Origin of the sequence: Pseudomonas sp. PA-6-3C (assembly GCF_021605825.1) — a bacterium.
Classification (GTDB): Bacteria; Pseudomonadota; Gammaproteobacteria; order Pseudomonadales; family Pseudomonadaceae; genus Aquipseudomonas; species Aquipseudomonas edaphica.
The window spans coordinates 132,170-151,830 of record NZ_WKDV01000007.1 but is presented as its reverse complement, the minus strand read 5'-3'; the positions used below and the strand labels follow the sequence as shown (position 1 = coordinate 151,830).

General features: G+C 62.2%; 19 protein-coding genes and 1 pseudogene. 10 read left to right on the top strand and 10 right to left on the bottom strand.

Annotated features, from left to right (window positions below; translation table 11 throughout):
- Positions 1-31 precede the first annotated feature (31 nt).
- Genes GIW48_RS07505 through hpaI form a run of 3 tightly spaced genes read left to right on the top strand, consistent with a single transcriptional unit; the run spans position 32 to position 2,968 of the window.
- The gene (locus GIW48_RS07505) at positions 32-1,336 is read left to right on the top strand and encodes an MFS transporter (RefSeq protein ID WP_138450187.1); all 1,305 of its coding nucleotides are present in this window, start codon (positions 32-34) and stop codon (positions 1,334-1,336) included.
- 11 nt (positions 1,337-1,347) lie between these two features.
- The gene (gene hpaH, locus GIW48_RS07500; RefSeq protein WP_170040428.1) at positions 1,348-2,151 is read left to right on the top strand and encodes a 2-oxo-hept-4-ene-1,7-dioate hydratase; all 804 of its coding nucleotides are present in this window, start codon (positions 1,348-1,350) and stop codon (positions 2,149-2,151) included.
- Positions 2,152-2,167: 16 nt separating this feature from the next.
- Entirely contained in the window at positions 2,168-2,968 is an 801-nt protein-coding gene (gene hpaI / locus GIW48_RS07495) for a 4-hydroxy-2-oxoheptanedioate aldolase (protein ID WP_170040426.1), read from the top strand.
- A gap of 110 nt (positions 2,969-3,078) precedes the next feature.
- On the opposite strand, the gene hpaR is transcribed toward hpaI, so the two are convergent.
- The gene (gene hpaR / locus GIW48_RS07490) at positions 3,079-3,501 is read right to left on the bottom strand and encodes a homoprotocatechuate degradation operon regulator HpaR (protein ID WP_138453172.1); all 423 of its coding nucleotides are present in this window, start codon (positions 3,499-3,501) and stop codon (positions 3,079-3,081) included.
- A gap of 208 nt (positions 3,502-3,709) precedes the next feature.
- Here hpaR and GIW48_RS07485 point away from each other — a divergent pair, with 208 nt between their 5' ends.
- The 5 genes from GIW48_RS07485 to GIW48_RS07465 are packed head-to-tail and all read left to right on the top strand — an operon-like array spanning position 3,710 to position 7,778.
- A complete protein-coding gene (locus GIW48_RS07485) occupies positions 3,710-5,008 on the top strand; it encodes an NAD(P)/FAD-dependent oxidoreductase (RefSeq protein WP_170040424.1) in 1,299 nt (432 codons plus the stop codon).
- Positions 5,009-5,038: 30 nt separating this feature from the next.
- Complete coding sequence (locus GIW48_RS07480) at positions 5,039-5,404, top strand: cupin domain-containing protein (protein WP_138453175.1); 366 nt, start codon at positions 5,039-5,041, stop codon at positions 5,402-5,404.
- A gap of 11 nt (positions 5,405-5,415) precedes the next feature.
- Complete coding sequence (locus tag GIW48_RS07475) at positions 5,416-6,237, top strand: molybdenum cofactor biosynthesis F family protein (RefSeq protein WP_236461116.1); 822 nt, start codon at positions 5,416-5,418, stop codon at positions 6,235-6,237.
- A complete protein-coding gene (locus GIW48_RS07470; RefSeq protein ID WP_138453179.1) occupies positions 6,230-7,033 on the top strand; it encodes an SDR family NAD(P)-dependent oxidoreductase in 804 nt (267 codons plus the stop codon). The genes GIW48_RS07475 and GIW48_RS07470 overlap by 8 nt, the downstream gene beginning before the upstream one ends.
- Positions 7,023-7,778, top strand: a complete 756-nt coding sequence (locus tag GIW48_RS07465) for an SDR family oxidoreductase (protein WP_186617575.1) — start codon at positions 7,023-7,025, stop codon at positions 7,776-7,778. Before GIW48_RS07470 ends, GIW48_RS07465 begins: the two co-directional genes overlap by 11 nt.
- A gap of 120 nt (positions 7,779-7,898) precedes the next feature.
- Here GIW48_RS07465 and feaR read toward each other — a convergent pair whose 3' ends face one another.
- From feaR to GIW48_RS07450, 3 genes are all read right to left on the bottom strand, one after another.
- A complete protein-coding gene (feaR, locus tag GIW48_RS07460) occupies positions 7,899-8,840 on the bottom strand; it encodes a transcriptional regulator FeaR (RefSeq protein ID WP_138452224.1) in 942 nt (313 codons plus the stop codon).
- A 112-nt stretch (positions 8,841-8,952) separates the two neighbouring features.
- Positions 8,953-9,519, bottom strand: a complete 567-nt coding sequence (locus GIW48_RS07455) for a DUF3156 family protein (protein WP_170040418.1) — start codon at positions 9,517-9,519, stop codon at positions 8,953-8,955.
- Complete coding sequence (locus GIW48_RS07450) at positions 9,482-10,981, bottom strand: APC family permease (protein ID WP_236461119.1); 1,500 nt, start codon at positions 10,979-10,981, stop codon at positions 9,482-9,484. Before GIW48_RS07450 ends, GIW48_RS07455 begins: the two co-directional genes overlap by 38 nt.
- A 216-nt stretch (positions 10,982-11,197) precedes the next feature.
- Between GIW48_RS07450 and GIW48_RS07445 the strand changes: the two genes are divergently transcribed.
- Positions 11,198-12,520, top strand: coding sequence for a hypothetical protein (locus tag GIW48_RS07445; protein ID WP_138452231.1), 1,323 nt, complete (start codon positions 11,198-11,200; stop codon positions 12,518-12,520).
- 32 nt (positions 12,521-12,552) lie between these two features.
- On the opposite strand, the pseudogene GIW48_RS07440 reads toward GIW48_RS07445, so the two are convergent.
- Positions 12,553-13,032: pseudogene (locus tag GIW48_RS07440) on the bottom strand (flavin reductase family protein); the annotation flags it as partial.
- 57 nt (positions 13,033-13,089) lie between these two features.
- Positions 13,090-14,259, bottom strand: a complete 1,170-nt coding sequence (locus GIW48_RS07435; RefSeq protein ID WP_138452235.1) for a p-hydroxyphenylacetate 3-hydroxylase oxygenase component — start codon at positions 14,257-14,259, stop codon at positions 13,090-13,092.
- A gap of 236 nt (positions 14,260-14,495) precedes the next feature.
- Here GIW48_RS07435 and GIW48_RS07430 point away from each other — a divergent pair, with 236 nt between their 5' ends.
- A complete protein-coding gene (locus GIW48_RS07430) occupies positions 14,496-15,983 on the top strand; it encodes an aldehyde dehydrogenase family protein (protein WP_170040414.1) in 1,488 nt (495 codons plus the stop codon).
- A gap of 34 nt (positions 15,984-16,017) precedes the next feature.
- On the opposite strand, the gene GIW48_RS07425 is transcribed toward GIW48_RS07430, so the two are convergent.
- The 4 genes from GIW48_RS07425 to GIW48_RS07410 form a co-directional block, all read right to left on the bottom strand.
- Positions 16,018-16,950: a pyridoxamine 5'-phosphate oxidase family protein gene (locus tag GIW48_RS07425; protein ID WP_236461121.1), complete on the bottom strand. Its 933-nt coding sequence runs from the start codon at positions 16,948-16,950 to the stop codon at positions 16,018-16,020.
- Between the two features lie 76 nt (positions 16,951-17,026).
- Entirely contained in the window at positions 17,027-17,914 is an 888-nt protein-coding gene (locus GIW48_RS07420) for a LysR family transcriptional regulator (RefSeq protein ID WP_236461123.1), read from the bottom strand.
- The gene (locus GIW48_RS07415; RefSeq protein WP_017139575.1) at positions 17,914-18,834 is read right to left on the bottom strand and encodes a LysR family transcriptional regulator; all 921 of its coding nucleotides are present in this window, start codon (positions 18,832-18,834) and stop codon (positions 17,914-17,916) included. The genes GIW48_RS07420 and GIW48_RS07415 overlap by 1 nt, the downstream gene beginning before the upstream one ends.
- 178 nt (positions 18,835-19,012) lie before the next feature.
- A complete protein-coding gene (locus GIW48_RS07410; protein ID WP_017139576.1) occupies positions 19,013-19,645 on the bottom strand; it encodes a glutathione S-transferase family protein in 633 nt (210 codons plus the stop codon).
- Positions 19,646-19,661: the final 16 nt, after the last annotated feature.

Here is a 19,661-nt window from a genome sequence, read left to right as displayed (position 1 = left end):
TCACGGCCACTCAAACAAAAAGTACAACACCATGAGCACAGCCAATTCCACTGCCAGCCACGTGCTGGCTGAGCACGACCGCACCCATCGTTTAGTCACCTGGCGGCTAATGCCACTGTTGCTGGTGTGTTACCTGTTCGCCCATCTGGACCGCATCAACATCGGTTTTGCCAAAATGCAGATGAGCAGCGACCTGCACTTCAGCGACACGGTCTACGGCTTCGGCGCCGGGCTGTTTTTTATCGCCTACGCGCTGTTTGGCGTGCCAAGCAATATGGCCCTGGACCGGGTCGGGCCGAGGCGTTGGATAGCCAGCCTGATGGTGGTGTGGGGCCTGTTGTCCACCGGCATGTTGTGGGTCGAAAGTGCGCGTGGTTTCTACGTGTTGCGCTTTCTGCTGGGGGTGGCCGAGGCCGGTTTTTTCCCCGGCATTCTGGTGTTTCTCAACCGTTGGTACCCGGCACGCCGCCGCGCCCAGGTCACCGCACTGTTCGCGATTGCGGTGCCGATGGCCGGCGTGCTGGGCGGGCCGATTTCCGGCGCGATCCTGGAAAACTTCCATGATGTCGGCAGCCTGCGCGGCTGGCAGTGGATGTTCCTGATCGAAGGCGCGCCGGTGGTGCTGCTCGGTCTGGTGGTGCTCAAGTGGTTGCCGGATGGTTTTGATTCAGTGAGCTGGCTGACGGACGCGCAAAAGCAGCAACTGCGCACCCAACTCAGCAGCGAGGAACAGCGCAAGACCATCACTTCATTCGGCGGCATCCTGCGTGACCCGCAAGTGTGGCTGCTGGTGGCGGTGTACTTTGCGGTGATGTTGGCGGTCAACACCCTCGCCTTCTGGATGCCCACGCTGATCCACGGCGCCGGCATCGGCCGCGACAGCCAGGTCGGTCTGCTCAGCGCCGTACCCTACCTGGCCGGCTGCTTCTTCATGATCGGTTGCGGGCGCTCATCCGACCGCCATCGCGAACGCCGGTGGCACCTGTGTGTGCCACTGCAGATGGCCGCCGTCGGCATCGCCGTGGCGGGCCTGGCGCCGGGCAACCCGCTGCTGGTGATGGGCGGGCTGGTGGTCGCCGGCATGGGCGCCAGTGCCGCCTTGCCGATGTTCTGGCAGCTGCCGCCGGCGTTCCTCTCGACCACCACCCAAGCTGCCGGCATCGCCATGATCAGTTCGTTCGGCAGCATCGCCGCGTTCCTCGCGCCGTACCTGATCGGCTGGATGCGCGACGCGACCCAGAGCGCCAGCCTGGCGCTTTACGTACTCGCCCTGTTTATCGCCCTCGGCGGCCTGCTGGTGCTGCGCACCCACGCCGCCATCGTCAACCCACACTAGAGACCGTTGCCATGCTCGACTCCCAGCAAATCCTCGCCGCCGCCGCCCACCTGGACCGCGCCGAACGCAGCCGCGAACAGGTGCGCCAGTTTTCCCTCGACTACCCCGGCATCACCATTGAAGACGCCTACGCCATCCAGCGCGCCTGGGTGGCGCAAAAGATCCAGGACGGGCGCCGCTTGAAAGGCCACAAGATCGGCCTGACTTCGCGGGCCATGCAGGTCTCGTCGAACATCACCGAGCCCGATTTTGGCGCGCTGCTCGATGACATGTTTTTCGACGAAGGCAGCGACATTCCGTTCGAGCGTTTCATCGTGCCACGGGTGGAAGTGGAACTGGCCTTCATTCTCGGTAAACCGCTCAAAGGCCCGAACTGCACGGTGTTCGATGTGCTCGACGCCACCGAGTGGGTGATCCCGGCGCTGGAGATCATCGACGCGCGCATCCAACAGGTCGACCCGCAGACCAACGCTACCCGCAAGGTCTTCGACACTATCTCCGACAATGCCGCGAATGCCGGTGTGGTGCTGGGCGGCCGCGCCGTGCGGCCCACCGAGATCGACCTGCGCAAGGTGCCGGCGGTGCTGTACCGCAATGGCGTGATCGAAGAGTCCGGCGTGTCAGCGGCGGTGCTCAACCACCCGGCCAAGGGCGTGGCCTGGCTGGCCAACAAGCTGGCCGCGTACGACGTCACGCTACTGCCCGGGCAAGTGATCCTCGGTGGCTCATTCACCCGCCCGGTGGCGGCCCGCCCTGGCGATACCTTCCATGTCGACTACGACATGCTCGGGTCAATTGCCTGCCGTTTCGTTTGAGCCCTGGAGGTTAGCCATGAACATGCCCATCAACCGCTTCAAACAACGCTTGCGCAACGGCGAGGTGCAGATCGGCCTGTGGCTCGGCCTCGCCGATGCCTACTGCGCCGAACTGGCTGCCAACGCCGGTTTCGACTGGCTGCTGATCGACGGCGAACACGCGCCCAATCAGCTGCACAGCATGCTCGGCCAATTGCAGGCCATCGCACCCTACCCCAGCCAGGCGCTGATTCGCCCGGTCATCGGCGACAGCGCGCTGATCAAGCAACTGCTGGATATCGGCGCCCAGACCTTGCTGGTGCCGATGGTAGAAAGTGCCGCCCAGGCCCGCGAACTGGTGCGCGCCATGCGCTACCCGCCACAGGGCATTCGCGGGGTTGGCAGTGCGTTGGCGCGGGCGTCGCGCTGGAACAGCATTGCCTGTTACCTCGACCAGGCCGATGAGCAGATGTGCCTGTTGGTACAAATTGAGAGCCTTGAAGGCCTGGCCAATCTGGATGCGATTGCGGCGGTCGACGGCGTGGACGGTGTGTTTATCGGCCCGGCGGATTTGAGTGCGTCGATGGGGCATCGCGGTAATCCGGGGCACGTTGACGTGCAGGCAGCAATAGAAGATGCGATCAAGCGCATTGTGCAGGCGGGCAAGGCGGCGGGGATTCTCAGTGCCGATGAGGGTTTGGCGCGGCGTTATATCGAGCTGGGAGCGACGTTTGTAGCGGTGGGCGTGGATACCACCGTGTTGATGCGTGGGTTGCAGGCGTTGGCGGGGAAATTCAACGGCGCTCCCACTGCCAACCACACAGGCAGTGTGTACTGAGACACCTGTGGGAGCTGGCTTGCCCGCGATAGCATCAACTCGGTTTACCAGGCATACCGAGGTGTCCGCATCGCAGGCAAGCCAGCTCCCACATTTGGATGTGTGGTGATTCAGCGCTTGATGTTCTTCAGCTCATCCAGCAGCCCCAGCAGCGCCTCAAACTTGTCTGCACCAAACTGATCCTGCAAACGCTGGTAGTTGGCCTCCATGCACTGGCTCATCGACTCAAAGCTCGCCTTGCCCTTGTCGGCCAGGGTCACCAGTACACGGCGCTGGTCTTGCTCGGCCTTGCGGCGGTGCACCATGCCGGCGTTTTCCATGCGCACCAGCACGCCGGTCATGCTGGGTTTAAGGATGCAGGCCAGTTCCGCCAGCTGGTAAATCTCCAGCTCACCGTACTGTTCGAGGATGCGGATGATCCGCCATTGCTGTTCGGTCAGCCCGTGTTCATTCAGGGATGGGCGGAAAAAACTCATGGCGGCTTCGCGGGCTTGCAGCAGCGCCAGCGTCAAGGATTGTCGAGGTTTGGACATAGGGATCAGGGTCACGGGTTATTTAGTTAATAATTTAACGAAACTCTAGCATTCCCGGTCGCCCAGCGCGCTATAACTTGTTGGCAACAGCTGCCCGTGGCGCGCTGAATCAAAAGCCTGGGCACGCAGGGTCAAGACTTCCATCCCGCCAGGGTACCTAATGGAGGCATCCGCTTTAGAGCCTTCCTTCACCTTTTCAGGCTGCGCCATGATCAACATTGAAACCCCCACGTATTACACCGCAACCAAGAAGTACAACCTCGGCTTTCCCACGCTGGAACAGGATATCGACGCCGACGTCGTGGTGATCGGCGGCGGTTTCTCCGGCATCAATACCGCCCTTGAACTGGCGGAAAAAGGTATCACCAACATTGTTGTGCTGGAGGCGCGCTACCTGGGCTTTGGCGGCACCGGCCGCAATGGCGGGCAGATCATGGCGGGCATCGGCCATGACCTGGAGAAGATCAAGAAGGATGTGGGCGAAGACGGCCTGCGACAGGTCTTCGAGATCAGCGACCTGGGCGCCGACATCATCAAGAACCGCATTGCCAAGTACAACATCGACGCGGACTTCTGCCACGGCTACGGCTACATGGGCTTCAACGCCCGCCAGGAAAAAACCCTGCGCGCCTGGGAGAAAGACTTCAAGTCAATCAACAGCCAGCACGAGATTCGCTTCCTGGGTGGCTCCGACGTGCAGCAGATCATCGGTTCCAACGCCTACACCAGCGCCCTATTGCACATGGGCGGCGGGCATGTGCATTCGCTCAACCTGCTGCTGGGCGAGGCCACGGCGCTGGCGGGCCACGGTGTGCGGATTTTCGAGAACAGCCCGGCCCTGGACGTCAGCTATGGCGAGCGCATCACCGTGCGCACCGGGCGTGGTTCGGTGCGCGCGAGCAAGTTGCTGTGGGCCTGCGACAGCTTCCTCAACAAGCTCGAACCCGAGCTGCACCGCTCGACCATCAACACTTACGCGTTCCAGATGATGACCGAGCCGTTGTCAGAAGAGCTGATCCAGCGCATCAGCCCGATCCGCGGGGCCTACAGCGATATTCGCCCAGTGATCGACTACTACCGCGTGACCAATGAAAACCGCCTGCTGTTCGGCGCCGCGACACCCTTGGTCGAGCATATCCCCGGTGACCTCAAGGCCTGGAACCGCAACCTGATGCTGAAGATTTTCCCTTACCTCAAGGACGTGAAAATTGATCTGGCCTGGGGCGGCCCGATGGCGTGCAGCCCCAATCTGTTCCCACAGATAGGCACCTTGCCGGGACGCAGCAATGCGTTTTTCGTACAGGGCTATTCGGGCTTTGGCGTCACCCCCAGCCACATCATCTGCAAGGTCCTGGCCGAAGGTATGAGCGAAGGCTCGGCACGCTATGACCTGGTCAGTTCGATTCACCGCCCGACCATCATCGGCAAGGACGCGATCCGCCCTCTGTTGCTAACGGCGGGCAAATCCTGGCACCAACTTTCCGGCTACTGGAACGGGCGCCGCTAACCCCCTTTTTACTCATCAGGAGCAACTGCCATGACCCTTACCACCATCAAGCACAACGTCCAGCTGTCTGAACTCGATGCCTGGGGCACCGTGGCCGACCTCGGCTCCGAGATCCTTGCAGGCGAAGTGCGAGCCTTCGGCAAGATGACCTTCGGCGCGCCCACCGACCCGGTCAGCAGCGCATATTTTGGCACGACCCAGGGCAAGTTCCGCATGGTCTACCCGTTTGCCGAGCAGGCCACGGTGGTCAGCGGCGAAGTAGTGCTGACCGACGAATCCACCGGTCAATCGACGCGTTTCAAGGCCGGCGACAGCTGGTTCGTGACCAAGGGCACGCCCGTGCTGTGGGAAGTGGTCAGCGAGCATTTCGTCAAACACTACTTCGCCGTTGCCTGAGGAGGCCTCCCATGACGAGTTCCCCAGACTGGATCACCGTGGGCGCCCTGGCCGACGGTTTCGCTCCCCAAGCCTTTATACTGCCGAACCTGGCCGAGCTGGCCGGCAAGACCTTCACCCTGCACTTTGAAAATGGCTGGCAGATCGAGCACCGTTTCGCGCCGGAGCGCCTTGATTGGCACGCCGCCGACGGTCATTCCAGCGGCAGCGCAGCCTACCGCGCCACCTCGATTCGAGCGGGCCTGTACCTGGTCGACTTCATCAAGCATGAGGCTGGCCAAAGCTGGTCGATCAGCCTGGTGCTGGATACGCCGAATGCGTCCTTTACTGCCGTGATCGGGCGTATGCCGGACCCGGCAGAGACCCACGAAGGTCTCTACCACCGAGCCCTGGCCGGCAAACCGCTGACCTCGGTGCAGGTCGACTTCCTGCACGGCAGCCTCGACCGCCCGTGGCAGGACGGCCACTGCAAGCACGCGCCAACCGATGAGCTGGTGGGCCTGCGTAACCAATATCGCTACAGCCCCAGTGAGGTCTACGAGCACATCTACCTCAATGAGCGCTTCTACGCCTGGCAATGCTTGAAGGGCGTGGAGCAAGGCCTGTGCGACATCGACCGCTGCCATTACTACAAGATCGCCGAGCAGTTGTACCTGTTTGTGTGGCAGGAGAAGATTGTGCCCACCCTCGGACTGGTGTTGATCGACCTGCAACAGCACCGCAGCGACGGCAAGATCTTCGGCTATGCCGGGGCGTCGTTCGATGCGCTGTCGAACTTCCCGATCAGCTCGTATTGCCAGGTGCTTAACCGCACGGAGTACCCCCGTGACTGAGCCGCGCACGGTGGTGATCACCGGGGCCGGCACCGGCATCGGCGCCGCCTGCGCGCGCCTGTATGCCGAGCAAGGTGCGCAGCTGGTGTTGATCGGGCGGCGCCGTGAACCCTTGGAACAGGTGGCGCGCGACACCGGCGGCTTGATCCTGGTGGGCGATGCCGCCTGTCCTGGCACCTGGGACGGGTTTATCCGGCTGATCCATGAGCACTACGGGCGCCTCGATGTGCTGCTGGCCTGCGCCGGTGGCCATGGCTTGGGCAGCGCCACCCAGACCAGCTCCGCCACCTGGGAAGGCGCCCTGCGCAGCAACCTCGACAGCGCGTTCTACAGCGCCCGTGCCTGCTTGCCGTTGTTGCAGGCAAGTGCGGGCAACATCGTACTGATCGGCTCCATCGCCTCCTTGGCGGCGGGGCCGGAAGTCTGCGGCTACACCACCGCCAAGCATGCGCTACTGGGGCTAAACCGCTCGCTCGCGCGCGATTACGGGCCTCACGGTGTGCGGGTGAATGCCGTGTGCCCCGGCTGGGTAAAAACGCCCATGGCCGATGCGGAAATGCAGCCCTTGATGGACGCCTATGGCGATACCTTGCAGCAGGCCTATGCACGAGTTTGCGCCGACGTGCCACTGCGTCGGGCCGCCCAGCCCGAGGAAATTGCCAAGGTCTGCCGCTTCCTGGCGTCCAGCGATGCATCGATCATCACCGGGGCGACGATAGTGGCCGACGGCGGTTCAAGCATTGTTGATGTGCCGACCTTGGCGTTCACGCGCCTGGAGGCCAGCCATGCGCCGTGACCTGGATTTCCGCGGGCAAGTGGTGCTGGTAACTGGCGGCGCCCAGGGCATTGGATTGGGCATTGTCGACGCGTTTGCCCAACGTGGCGCGCAGGTGGTGATTGCCGATCGGATGTTGGCACAGGCCCAGGCTGTGGCCGCTGAGCTGTGTGCACAGGGTTATCGCGTGGAGGCCGTCGGAGTTGACCTGGCGGAGTCGGACGCGGTGTTTGCTTGCGTTCAGGGGCTGGCACGGGTGGATGTGCTGGTGCACAACGCCGGGTATTTTCCGTTGACGGCGTTTGACGACATTACCCCAGAGATTCTGCAGCGCACCTTGGCGGTGAACCTGTCGGCGTTGTTCTGGCTGACTCAGGCGGCGTTGCCGATGTTTCGTGAGCAAGGCCGTGGTTGCGTACTGGTGACGTCTTCAGTCACTGGCAATCGGGTGGGTTATCCGGGGCTCACTCACTATGCGGCGTCGAAAGCCGGGGTCAATGGTTTTATCCGCAATGCGGCGTTGGAATTGGCGTCGTTGAATGTGCGGGTCAATGGTGTGGAGCCGGGGATGATCGCTACGCCAGCGATGGGGAACCTGGGTGATGCTGCGTTGAATGACAGCATTGCCGGGCGCGTGCCGTTGGGGCGCCTGGGTTCGGCGCAGGATATTGCTGGGGCGATGGTGTTTCTGGCTTCGGATCTGGCGGGCTACATCACTGGCCAGACCTTAGTGGTGGATGGCGGTTCAACCCTGCCAGAAGTCTAAAACCCAATTCCAATGTGGGAGCTGGCTTGCCTGCGATACAGCCACCTCGGCGTGTCAGTCACACTGCGGTGATGCCATCGCAGGCAAACCAGCTCCCACACCAGCCCACAACGCATTTTCTTACGCCCCCACCGCCTGCAACCGGCTGGACCGGAAATCCTTGGGCGACAGCTCAAACTGCTTCTTGAACGATCGGCTGAAATGCGCCGAATCCGTAAACCCCCACTTATACGCAATCGACGTAATCGACTCACTGCGCAAAAACGGGTTAGTCAGGTCATCCGCACTGCGCTTGAGCCGCGCCCGCTGGATATAGCGGCACACACTGTCATCCTGTTCCTCAAACAACCGATACAAATGCCGCACCGAAATATTCAGCCGGTTGGCCAAACCCACCGGGCTCAGGCCGGGTTGGCTGAGCGACTCGTCAATCACCTTCTGCACATAGCTGCGCAGGTTATTGCCCTGCAACGCCGCCAGCCCTTCGCGGCACTCGTCACCCTGCTCCAGCGCCGAACCCAACAGCGACACAAACGCCGTCTGCAGCGCCGCCACTTCGCCCGCCCCATCGGCCGTATCGTCCTTGCACAGCTGGTCCATCAACACATGCAACATGCGCCCACAGGCCTTGGTCGAAGAAATTTTGCCAAACGCGCGCGACTCCCCGCCCAAGTGCTTGCACACCTCAGGCCGCGACAGCGACAGCGACGCGTGTTCGATCAAGCCAAAAGGGGTAATCTCGATGGAGCCCACCGAGTCCATCAACAGCATCTCGCCAGGCGCCAGTTGCAGGATCTGGCCGTTCTGCACAATTTGCGAATAACCGCTGCGCTGGCTGACCAGGAAACACTCCTGGTCGTTGTCGTGGTCGGCATGGTGCGTGGGGCGCTTGATCAGCCCGGCATTGGTGCGCAGGATCGCCAGGCCACGGGGCAAGTTGTTGATCTCGCCGATAAACAGCGAGCGGTTGAAGGCCAGTTCCGTGTCGAAGTGCCCACACGCAGCGCGCAGTTCGTGGTTCCAGCTGTCCAGCCCGTCGTGTGCCTGCTGTTGGATGCTCATGGGGTGCCTCCGCAATGGCTTGTTCTTGTTGTTCTGCTGCAATAGTTAACATGTTATCTATATGCGCGCAACAACTACCGGTTTACCCTTGCAGAAGCACTATTGATGCCAATCAGAGGTTCGACAACACCCGTTGCAGCCCCACCAGTGTCACCAGCAAATGCTCGCTCTGCACAGGGCTCAGGGCAATGTAACGCCGAAACGCCGGCAGGCGATTGACCACCTCGCTGCCGCCCATATGTTCCAGGCGCACACACCATTGCTGGTCCTGCAACTCGATACGCAGGCGCTTGAAATCCAGCGGCATCAAAGCCCGAAACAACGCCTCATCCGCCAGCAAACGCGCCTGCAATTCACGGCCCAGCGCCTGGTTGCCTGCACGCCGGCGTACACGCACGCCAGTGCGCCGAATCGCGCCGCCATGGTGCACCGCAAAACTGCCCGTGCCTCCTGTCGTCGCAGGCACATGCAGCACGAACTCGGTCATGACCAGGTGCATCAGCAACTGCGATTCGGCGCGTTCGACAATCTCGAACGCCACACCCTCCACTTCCAGTGTCGCCAGCCCCAAATTGCGCCGCAGACGCTCCAGCGTTACCCCAGGCCGATAGCCGGAAGGCGCACGATCCGCGCGAAACAGCTCAAACAGCTTTTGCCGCAAAGTCGCTATAACCTTCATGGGAATGCCCCGGTTCATTGCCGAATTCCTTGGCCAGCACCTCCTCCACGGAGGCCGGCTTGAAGGGGTTGACCTTCTGCACCACGAGGGTCCAGAACAACGCATAGGCGGCGGTGATCGCCAGCATCACGCCGAACGGCACGTAGATATCCGCCGGGTTCATGCCCGGCGGTGTGATAAACCACATGCCCAGCAAGATGCCGATGCTCGAGACGATCTGCGGCAGCGGGAACCACGGCGAACGGTAGGCCCGTGGCAAATCCGGGCGACGAATGCGCAGGCTCACCACCGACACCGTTACCAGCAGATAAGCGAAACTCCAGGCACACACCGCCGCCAGCACCAGGTGCATGATGTTGTCGGTGTTGCCGCCCAGGTACAGCGCGTGCAGACACGGAATCAGCATCGCCACCAGGATGCACAGCAGCGGTGTTTTAAAGCGCGGGTGCAGGTAGGTAAAGACCTTGGGCAATGCACCATCCACCGCCATGCCGTAGAGAATCCGCGGCACACCGGCCATCAGGGTATTGATGGTCGCCGCGCCGGCAAACAGGAAGCCGATGCCCAGCCACAGCGGGCCGACCTGCCCCATCACCTGCTCGGCGAACTTGGGGATGGCCATGGGTGTGTCCAGCAGGTGCACGCCCGACGCAGCGTCCAGCACCACGTTTTCCACTTGGCGCTTCATTGCAGCGCCGTAGATGAACATGCACGTGGCCACGCCCACCAGCCCGAGCATCATCGCCCGGGGCATGACCTTGGCCGATTGGCGCAGGTCTGGCGCCAGCGGCGTGACGAACTCGCAGCCGACGAACATGAACATCGCCATACCCACCAGGGACAGCACGGTGATCATGTCGGTGCCGACCAATGACACGCCGAACCAGCCGTCCAACTGCACCGCTGGCGCGGCGATCAGGCCAAGCACGCCGAACACCATCAAGGTGGTCCACATGCCAAAGGTGAGGATGATTTCTGCCCGGCCGAAAGCGCTGACACCAAAGGCATTCAGCACCCCGAAAACAACCACGAAGCCCACGCCCAGCAGCCAGGAACCGCCAGCGGACTCGGCCAAGGTATTGAGGTGCTCGAAGTTCACCAAGGCCATGACGCCGGCTAGAATGGTTTCGGCGGTGCCGGCAAACACGTGCACGATCAGGTAGGCCGACAAGGTGCCGGTGATCGCAAAAAACCGCCCCATGCCGCAGTTGATGTAGTCGTACACCGAGCCGGTGGTGGGCAGGATCGAGGCGGCTTCGGCGAAAGTGGTGGCCTGGGCCAGCATCATCACCACGGCGATCAGCATCGCCAGGGCAAACGCGCTGCCGCCGATGCCGAAGCCCATGGTGGCGGTGAGGATCACCGGGCTGGCCATGATCAGGCCAATGGTACTGGCCAAGGCGGTGGGAAAACCTACCGTGCCCCGGTTGAGGTGCGCGGTGAGTCGGTCATTGATCGACATAATGGGGTCCTCGAAAGCGTTTTTTTAATGTGCCAGCACTGTGCACCCCACCCAAGTTGGTCGTCTTGCCCCTGTCTGCCGCCGGTTTTGTTGCTGCCTGCCACGGCGTATTGCCTGGCGGCCAGGGTCAATTCCCTGGCACGCAAATGAAAGACTTGCGCCTGCAGCGCTCGCCCTAATGCGCCCTCACTCTTAACCAAGCTGGGGACAATAACAATGGAGCACACACTGAAAAACCGTCGCTTGCGCCAGGCGGTAGGGCTGGGCATCGCGTTGCTGGTCGGCAAGGTTCAAGCCATCGAGCTGTACAGCGATGCCGACACCAGGGTCACCGGTAACTTCCTCGCCGTGTACGGCATGTTCAATAGCCCGAAAAACTACGACGGGCGCAGCGGCGGCTCGACCTGGCGTGAGGCGTTCATTAAGTACGGCCTGAGCGTCGAGCAAAACCTGGGCAACTTTGGCGGCGTGTACGGCACCGCCAACCTGGTGAGTTCCGGCACCTGGGGCGATGGCGATGCGTCCGGGGTCACCAACGGCACCGAGCGCACCACCAAATTCGACGAAGCCTTCGCCGGCTGGCGCTCCGGTGACCTGTTTCCGGCGCTGGGCAAGGATGGCGTCGACCTGTCCTTCGGGCGGCAAATCATCACGCTGGGGGACGGTTTTATCATCAACGACGACGGCCCCAACCTGGGCAAGGGCGTGGGCGATGGCGAGTTCAATCGCGGCGGTGCCTACTACATTGCTGCGCGCCACGCGTTCGACAAGGCGGCGGTGATCCGCCTGGGCGGCAAGGACGGCGTGCACGGCAGCCTGATGTGGCTCAAGTCCGACAACCCGGCGCAAGCCATGACCGAAATGGCCATCAGCACCCTCGATTACAGCGCCGCGCCGGGCACCTTGGGCCTGACTTATATTCACGGCATTGACGTGGATGAGCGCTACGCCACTGACCTGCAACGCCAGCGCAAGGGCATGAACCTCTATAGCCTGCGCGGCAGCGGCAATGCCGGTATCGATAACGCGCACTTTGCCTTTGAACTGGCGCGTCAGGACCGCCGCGACAGCCAGCAAAACGCCGGTTACGCCGAGGCCGGCTACACCTTCGCTGGCTTGCCGTGGTCACCCGACCTGACCTATCGCTATGCGCGCTACTCAAGAAACTGGGACGGCATGTTCTCAGGCTTCAATCGCGGCTACGGTACCTGGGTTCAGGGCGAAGTGGCGGGCAACTATTCCGGCCCCTACAACAGCAACACGGGGGTGCAGCACGTGGCGTTCAAGCTCAAGCCACTGGACAACCTGACCCTCGGCGCGTTGTTTTTTGACTACAGCACCGTCAGCACCCGTGGCCAGCTCAACCTGGATGGCCGTGAGCTGGACCTGTACGCCGAGTGGGCGGTCAACGAGCACCTGATCATTACGCCGCTGATGGGCCTGTACAAGCCCAACAAGGATGCCGAAACCGGCGGCAACCAGGTCGTCGGTAACGGCACCAATGTCTACAGTCAGTTGGTGGTTGCCGTACCGTTTTGAAGCCCTTCGGGCGCGCACGGACGCAGCGCCTGAACCTCTGCGTAAGCGCCTTGGTGATAAAGCAACGGCGCACGCCCGAAGTCATCAAAGGCCACTACCTTGCCGATCATGATCCAGTGATCGCCACCGTCGATCTGCTGGTATTTCTCGCAATGAAAGCGCGCCGAGCAGTCGGCGAACACGGGCGAGCCACCCTCGCCCGGTTCGTATTCGATCAAGGCGAAACGGTCTTCACGCGGGCGCGCAAAGTTATTCGACAGGTGCACTTGGTCGGCAGCCAGTACATTCACGGCAAAGTGGCTGGCCTCCTCGAACACCTCGTGACTGCTGGAGCGTTTGTCGATGCTCCACAGCACCAGCGGCGGGTCGAGAGACACCGAGTTGAAACTGTTGGCAGTCACACCGACCTTACGCCCGGAGGCGGTGGCGGCGGTGACCACGGTCACACCGGTGGCAAAATTGCCCAGGGCGCGACGAAAGGCGCGTGGGTCGAAAAGGCTGCTGTCAGACATGCAAGACTCCCGGACGGCGGCTAAACGGCCGCCCTGATTAGTGTGGTGGCAAACCCGTCAGACCATGCTCGGGTCAGGTTCCAGGCCCATCAGCTCGCGGCCGAGGATCTGCGCACAAACGTCGTAGTCGGTGTAGGCATGTGCGCCGGTCATATGGGAATCGCGGAATAGGCGCTGCATCTCGTTATGCTCGAACCAGGCATTGCCGCCTGCTGCCGCAAACAGACGGTCCACCGCCTCGATGCACATTTTGGTCGCGTAGGCCTGATTGGTGCGCCAGAACGCCAGGGTTTCGCGGCTGGGATATTGGTGCGCGGCGCTGTGCTCGGCATGTTCCTGCCAGGTCTTCTCCAGGAAGGCGCGAGCGGCGGCGACCTGATGGGTGGACTCGGCCAGGCGCATCAAGGCCGGGGTCGCCGCGCCCACGGCAGCGCCGGTGTAGGCGCGCACGCGGGTTTTGGTTTTTTCGCGGAACACCTCCAACATGCGCTCGGCCACGCCCAGGCTCACGGTGGAGAACCCGCTGGCGAAATACGGCCGGTACGGCGCGTAGAAAATCTTGCTGTCGGGGTAGAGGCCAAAGCCTGCGGATTTGCCTTCCATCATGTCCTTGGCTTTCTGGATACGATGCTCGGGCACCCAGGCACGGTCGATGATCAAGGTCTTGGTGCCGCTGCCTTTCATGCCGGCGGCGTACCAGTCGTCACGGATCTGGTAGTCGCTGCGCGGCAGCACGGCGAAGCAGTAATCCTGGTTGCCTTCGGCGTTCTGGCGACGGCAGCCGACAATCGCCCACTCGCCATGGTCGCAACCACTGCTCCAACCCATCTCACCGCTGAAATACACGCCGCCCTCGCCCTCGGTGACACGCCCGAAGGGCGCAATACTGCTGCTGGCGGTGGCGTCGGGGTTCGCACCCCAGATTTCTTGCTGCAACTGTACGCTGAACAACGCTAACTGATGGCTGTGAGTACACAGCAAACTCATGGCCCAGGCAGTGCTGGCGCAGCTGCCGGCGAGCAAGGCGATGCAGTCGGCGAACTCGGGCAGCGAGAGTTCCAGGCCGCCAAAGGCTTTGGGCTGAAAGGCACGGTGCAGGCCGATACTTTTGAGCCAGGCGATATTTTCATCCGGCACTTGGCGCAGTTGTTCGGCACGTGCGGTATTCGCGGCAATGGCAGGCAAGAGAGGTTTGAGGTCTTCGAGCAGCGGGTTTGGCTTTTTCATGGATAGCCCTGCTTATTATTGGAAGTCCGGCAGGCGCTCCGAGGTCAAGAGCGGCGCTGGATGCAGGCCCAGTATCGGCCGCGGGGCAGCGGCGCAACATGCACATTCGGCAGGCAAGGTTGTACTTTTCACAAGCACGGCAGGCACAGGCATAAAACCTGGCAGGCACAGTCAAGCCGCCTCCAGGAGGGTTGGTTACCCTCGAGTTTTCCTTTGTGAACTGCCAGGAACCTGCCATGAGTGATATTGCGCTGCTGCCCCACGTCGAAACTTTTTTACGTCGCCAACATGGGCTGTTTATCGACGGCGTCAGCGTGCGCAGCCACGCCAGCCAGACGCTGACAGTGACCAACCCGGCAACCGGCCAGGTGATCGCAGAGGTTGCCGATGCGGACGTGGCGGATATCGACGCGGCGGTGGCTTCTGCCAATCGGGGTTTTAAGCAGTGGTCCCAGGCCGCACCCGCCACTCGCGGGAATGTGCTGCTCAAACTGGCCGATCTGTTGGAGCAAAACCGCGAAGAACTGGCGCAGATCGAAACCTGCCAGTCGGGCAAGATCATCCAGATTTCCCGAGCATTCGAGGTCGACCAGGCGACGCACTTTTTGCGCTACTACGCCGGTTGGGCCACCAAGATCAGCGGCCAGACGCTCACGCCATCGCTGCCCTCCTTCAATGGCGAGCGCTACACCGCCTTTACCCTGCGTGAACCGGTGGGCGTGGTGGTGGGCATCGTGCCGTGGAATTTCTCGACCATGATCGCCATCTGGAAACTCGCCTCGGCGCTGGTCACCGGTTGCAGCATCATCATCAAGCCCAGCGAATTCACGCCGCTGACGATCCTGCGCATCGCTGAACTGGCGATCGACGCCGGGTTGCCTGCCGGTGTGCTCAACGTGCTGACGGGCGGCGGCCATGTCGGCAAAGGCCTGGTGGAGCATCCGGGCACCCACAAGGTATCGTTCACCGGCTCCGTGCCCACTGGCATCGCCGTCGGCCGCAGCGCCATGGGCGCAGGCCTGACCCGCGCAACCCTGGAGCTGGGCGGCAAAAATGCCGCCGGATTCCTGCGCGATATGGACGTGGACAAAGCCGTGGGCGGCATCATCGAAGCCGGTTTTTTACACTCCGGGCAAATCTGCGCGGCGGCCGAACGCTTTTTCGTGCATCGCTCGCAGATCGACGCCGTGCTCGACACGCTCAGCCAGCGCCTCAGCGCCCTTAACATCGGCTCGCCCCTGGACGAACGCACCGAATTCGGCCCGGTGACTCACCGGCAGCACCAGCAAAAACTGCTCGGCTACATCAATCAGGCCCGCGCCGAAAAAAACACAATCATTCACGGTGGCAACCTGATCGAGCGCCCCGGCTCCTACTTCGAACCCACCGTGATCCTGGCCAATAGCATCAACGACACTCTGCTCAACGAAGAAACCTTCGGCCCCATCGCCACCTTCCTGCCCTACGACAGCGAAGACGAACTGCTGGCACTGATGAACAACGGCCCTTATGGGTTGAGCGCCAGCCTGTGGACCAACGACCTCGGCAAGGCGCTGCGCATGATCCCGGCCGTCAATGCCGGCACTGTGTGGGTGAACATGCACACCCTGCTCGACCCGGCGGTGCCGTTTGGAGGCAATCGGTCTTCGGGGGTTGGGCGCGAGTTTGGCAGTGCGTTTATCGAGGATTACACCGAGCTTAAGTCGGTGATGATTCGGTACTGATTACACATGCTGTAAACACTACCTCCCACAGAAGTTACCAACCGCCCATCGCCAGGCTATGCGGCGAAAACTCCGCAAAATGCCAGCGCAGCGCCAATGCCGCCGGGCGGCGTACTACCTGCTCCACGGTCACTGTCCACAGCCGTTGGGCGCCCTCGAACCTGGCCACCTCAGGCCCGTCGAGGATCAGCGAAGTGCGCCCGGCAACCTGCAACATATCGCCCGACTCAAAATCAATAAACAGCAACCCCGCCACCGGGTTGAGCTGCAAATTGCCCAGGGTATTGAAGAACAGGTTGCCGGCAAAATCCGGGATGGTCAGCACGTCACCCTCAACCCGCACAAACCCCGTATTACCGCCTCTGTGTGAAACGTCCACCGAGCGTGCGCCATCCACGTCGGCGTAGCTGGCGACGAAGAAAGTGTCGGCGCTGCGGATCAACATTTGTGCCGCAGCGTCCAGGCCGTTGAGGCGCTCGACCGTGGTGCCGGGCTTGCGGGCGATGCCGTCGACGGGCCGCAACTGGATGTATTTGGGGCAGTTGCCATAGGTGTGCACCACATCGACCGAAAAACCTTCGTGGTCCAAACCACCGATGCGGCCGTTCATGCGGTTGCGGCGCCGGGTGTTTAGGTCAATGCCGAGCAAACCCACGCTGGCACCTAAGTGCAAGGCGCCAAGCGCCGGGTCGCTTTTGGACGGCAAACTGTCGATCTGCAAGGTGTGTGGGTCGGGTGAATGCGCAAAGCCCGGCGCGCCTTCAAGCATGGTCGCCCAGGGAATGCCCTGGGGATCCACTACGCCGAGCATCAGGTAGGGCAACAGCGGGTAGAAGTCGCGATGCTGCTCCGGCAAGTGATCGCGAATCACCTTGAGCCCGACCACGGCCATGCGCTCAGCCGCGCCAGCGCTTGCTTGCAGGTGCCGTTCGCCGGCATGCCAGGGAGATTGTTCGACTGGGTTCATGTTGAGCACCTCAGGTTGGATGCGCCCATGCTGCGCCCCACCTGCCAACGTGAGAATGCCCACACTTGGCAATCCACTATTTCACCGACTGAAATGCCGGATGCTCACGCAGCGCCGCCACACAGTGGTCGACAAAACTGCGTACGCGCATCGGTGCGTTGCGGCCCTCGCGGTACACCACATGCACCGGCAACGGCGGCTGTTCAAAGTCAGGCAACACACGGCGCAACTGGCCGCTCTGCAGGTGCTGGTGCAGCGGGTAACTCACGCAACGAATCACCCCCGCACCCTGCACCGCCGCATTGATTGCACCTTGCACGCTGGCACAGCTCAAGCGCGCGCGGGCCTTGAGCTGCAAGCCTTGGAAATCCCAGGCCACCGGGTCGGCACTGGCAATCAGCCGATGCTTTTTAAGCTCGCTCGGATGTCGGGGTTCGCCATGGGCGGCGAGGTAATCGGGGCTGGCGCAGAGGATATGCCGCACCTGCCCCACCGACCGAGCGATGAGCGATGAATTGGGCAATTCGCCGACCAGGATCGCCACATCCAGCCCCTCTTCGTGCAGGTTCGGGTAGTAGTCGTGGTAGCGCGCCACCAGGCGGACGTCGGGGTAGTTGTCCATATAGCTGGCCAATACCGGCGCCATCACATAACGGCTGAACAGAAACGGCAAGAACACCTGCAAATTGCCCTGGGCCTGCACGTGCAGCCCCTTGGCCGAAGCCTCGGCGGTATCGACGGCTGCCAGCAACCGCACGCAATCGGCCAGATAGGCGCTGCCCGCTTCGGTCAGGCTCACGCCGCGTGTGCTGCGTTGCAACAACGGCACCCGCAGGCGGGCTTCCAGGCGAGCAACCGCACGGATCAGGGTCGGGCCGGAAACCTGGGCCTGGCGCGCCGCCGAAGCCAGGCTGGGCTGATCAGCCAGCGCTGCAAACAGCTGCATGTCGCGATAGCGTTCCATCAGCCGCGGCGCTTCATCGCCGGGTTCAGGGCAGCGTCCTGCCCGAGGCGATGGGTGAGGAAGTCCACAAAGGTGTGGACCTTGGCCGGTACGCGGCCGCTTTTCTGGAACACCACCTGGATCGGCAGCGGTGGCGGTTCAAAAGCCTCCAGCACAACCTCCAACTCCCCCGCCGCCACCGCTGCCGCGACCTGATAAGACAGCACCCGCGTCATGCCCCAACCCAGGCGCGCCAGGTTGATCGCCGCATTATTTGCCGTGACCACCAGACGCGGCTCGATGGGTACCGTCAACGGCTGCCCGGCGTCGACGAACGCCCATTCACTTACCAGCTGGCTGGAGGATGACGTGACGATCTTGGCTTCACGCAACTGCTCAGGCCGTTGCGGCCGACCGTGCTGGTCGAGGTAACCGGGCGATGCACACACCACCCGGCGCACTTCCCCGACCTTTATGGCCTGCTGTCCAAGTTCTTGCAGATGACCGATACGCACGGCCACATCGACGCCTTCGTCGGTCATGTTAACCACACGGTCGACCAGTAAGGCGGTGATATTTACCAAGGGAAAGCGGTCCAGGTAATCCCCCAGCACCGGCGCCACATACAGCTCGCCGAACAGCACCGGCGCGGTCACCGTCAGGTGGCCGCCGGGGATGGAGTAGCTGCCCGCCGCCGCTTCCTCGGCTTCATCGAGCTCGGCCAGGATGCGTCGGCAATCTTCCAGGTAACGTTGGCCGGCTTCGGTCAGGTGCAGGCTGCGGGTGGTGCGTGCCAGCAACTGCGTGCCGATACGCTGTTCCATGGCGGCAATCGCTCGGGTCACGCTGGGCGGCGAGGTTTTCAGGCGCCGCGCAGCGGCAGCGAAGCCCTCCTCCTCGGCCACCGCCAGGAATACCTGCATCTCATGAAATCGATCCATCGGCACGCCTTCTCATTAGCTGAAAACTACTCACCCGTGGCGAGGGAGCTTGCTCCCGCTGGGGCGCGCAGCGGCCCCCAAAAAAATGACCGCGTATTGCCTGAATCAATGCGCTGCCCTTATTGGGGCTGCTGCGCAGCCCAGCGGGAGCAAGCTCCCTCGCCACAGGGGGTTTACGTTACTTTGCTTGCAGACCCACGGCGCTACGCGGCATGCCGACAAACCCCGGCAACGCCTCGATGCGAGCAAGCCAGGCACGCACTTGAGGGTAGTCGGCCAACGACACATTGCCTTCCGGCGCGTGGGCCACGTAGGTGTAGAACGCCACATCGGCGATGCTCGGCTGCTCACCAACCAAAAAGCGGCTTTGGCTCAGTTGTTCGTCCACCAGCTTGAGCAGCGCATGGGAACGGCTGATGGCCGCGACTGTATCGACTTCGGCACCAAACACCACCGCCAACCGCGCAGCAGCGGGCCCGGCGTGCAGTTGGCCGGCAGCCGCCGACAACCAGCGCTGCACGCGAGCCTGGCCGACAGGGTCGCTCGGCAGCCACTGGCCGTTGCCATATTGGTTGGCGAGGTACACCAGAATCGCGTTGGAGTCGGCCAACACCGTGCCGTTATCGTCAATCACCGGCACCTGGCCAAAGCGGTTGAGGTGGGCGATAAAGTCCGGCGCTTTTTGCGCGCCTTGCTTGAGGTCGACCAGGATAAATTCACTGGGCAAGCCCAGCAACGACAACATCAGCTCGACCCGGTGTGAGTGGCCGGACAAGGGGAAACCATAAAGCTTGATCGCAGGCTGGGACATGAGAGGCTCCAAAAGT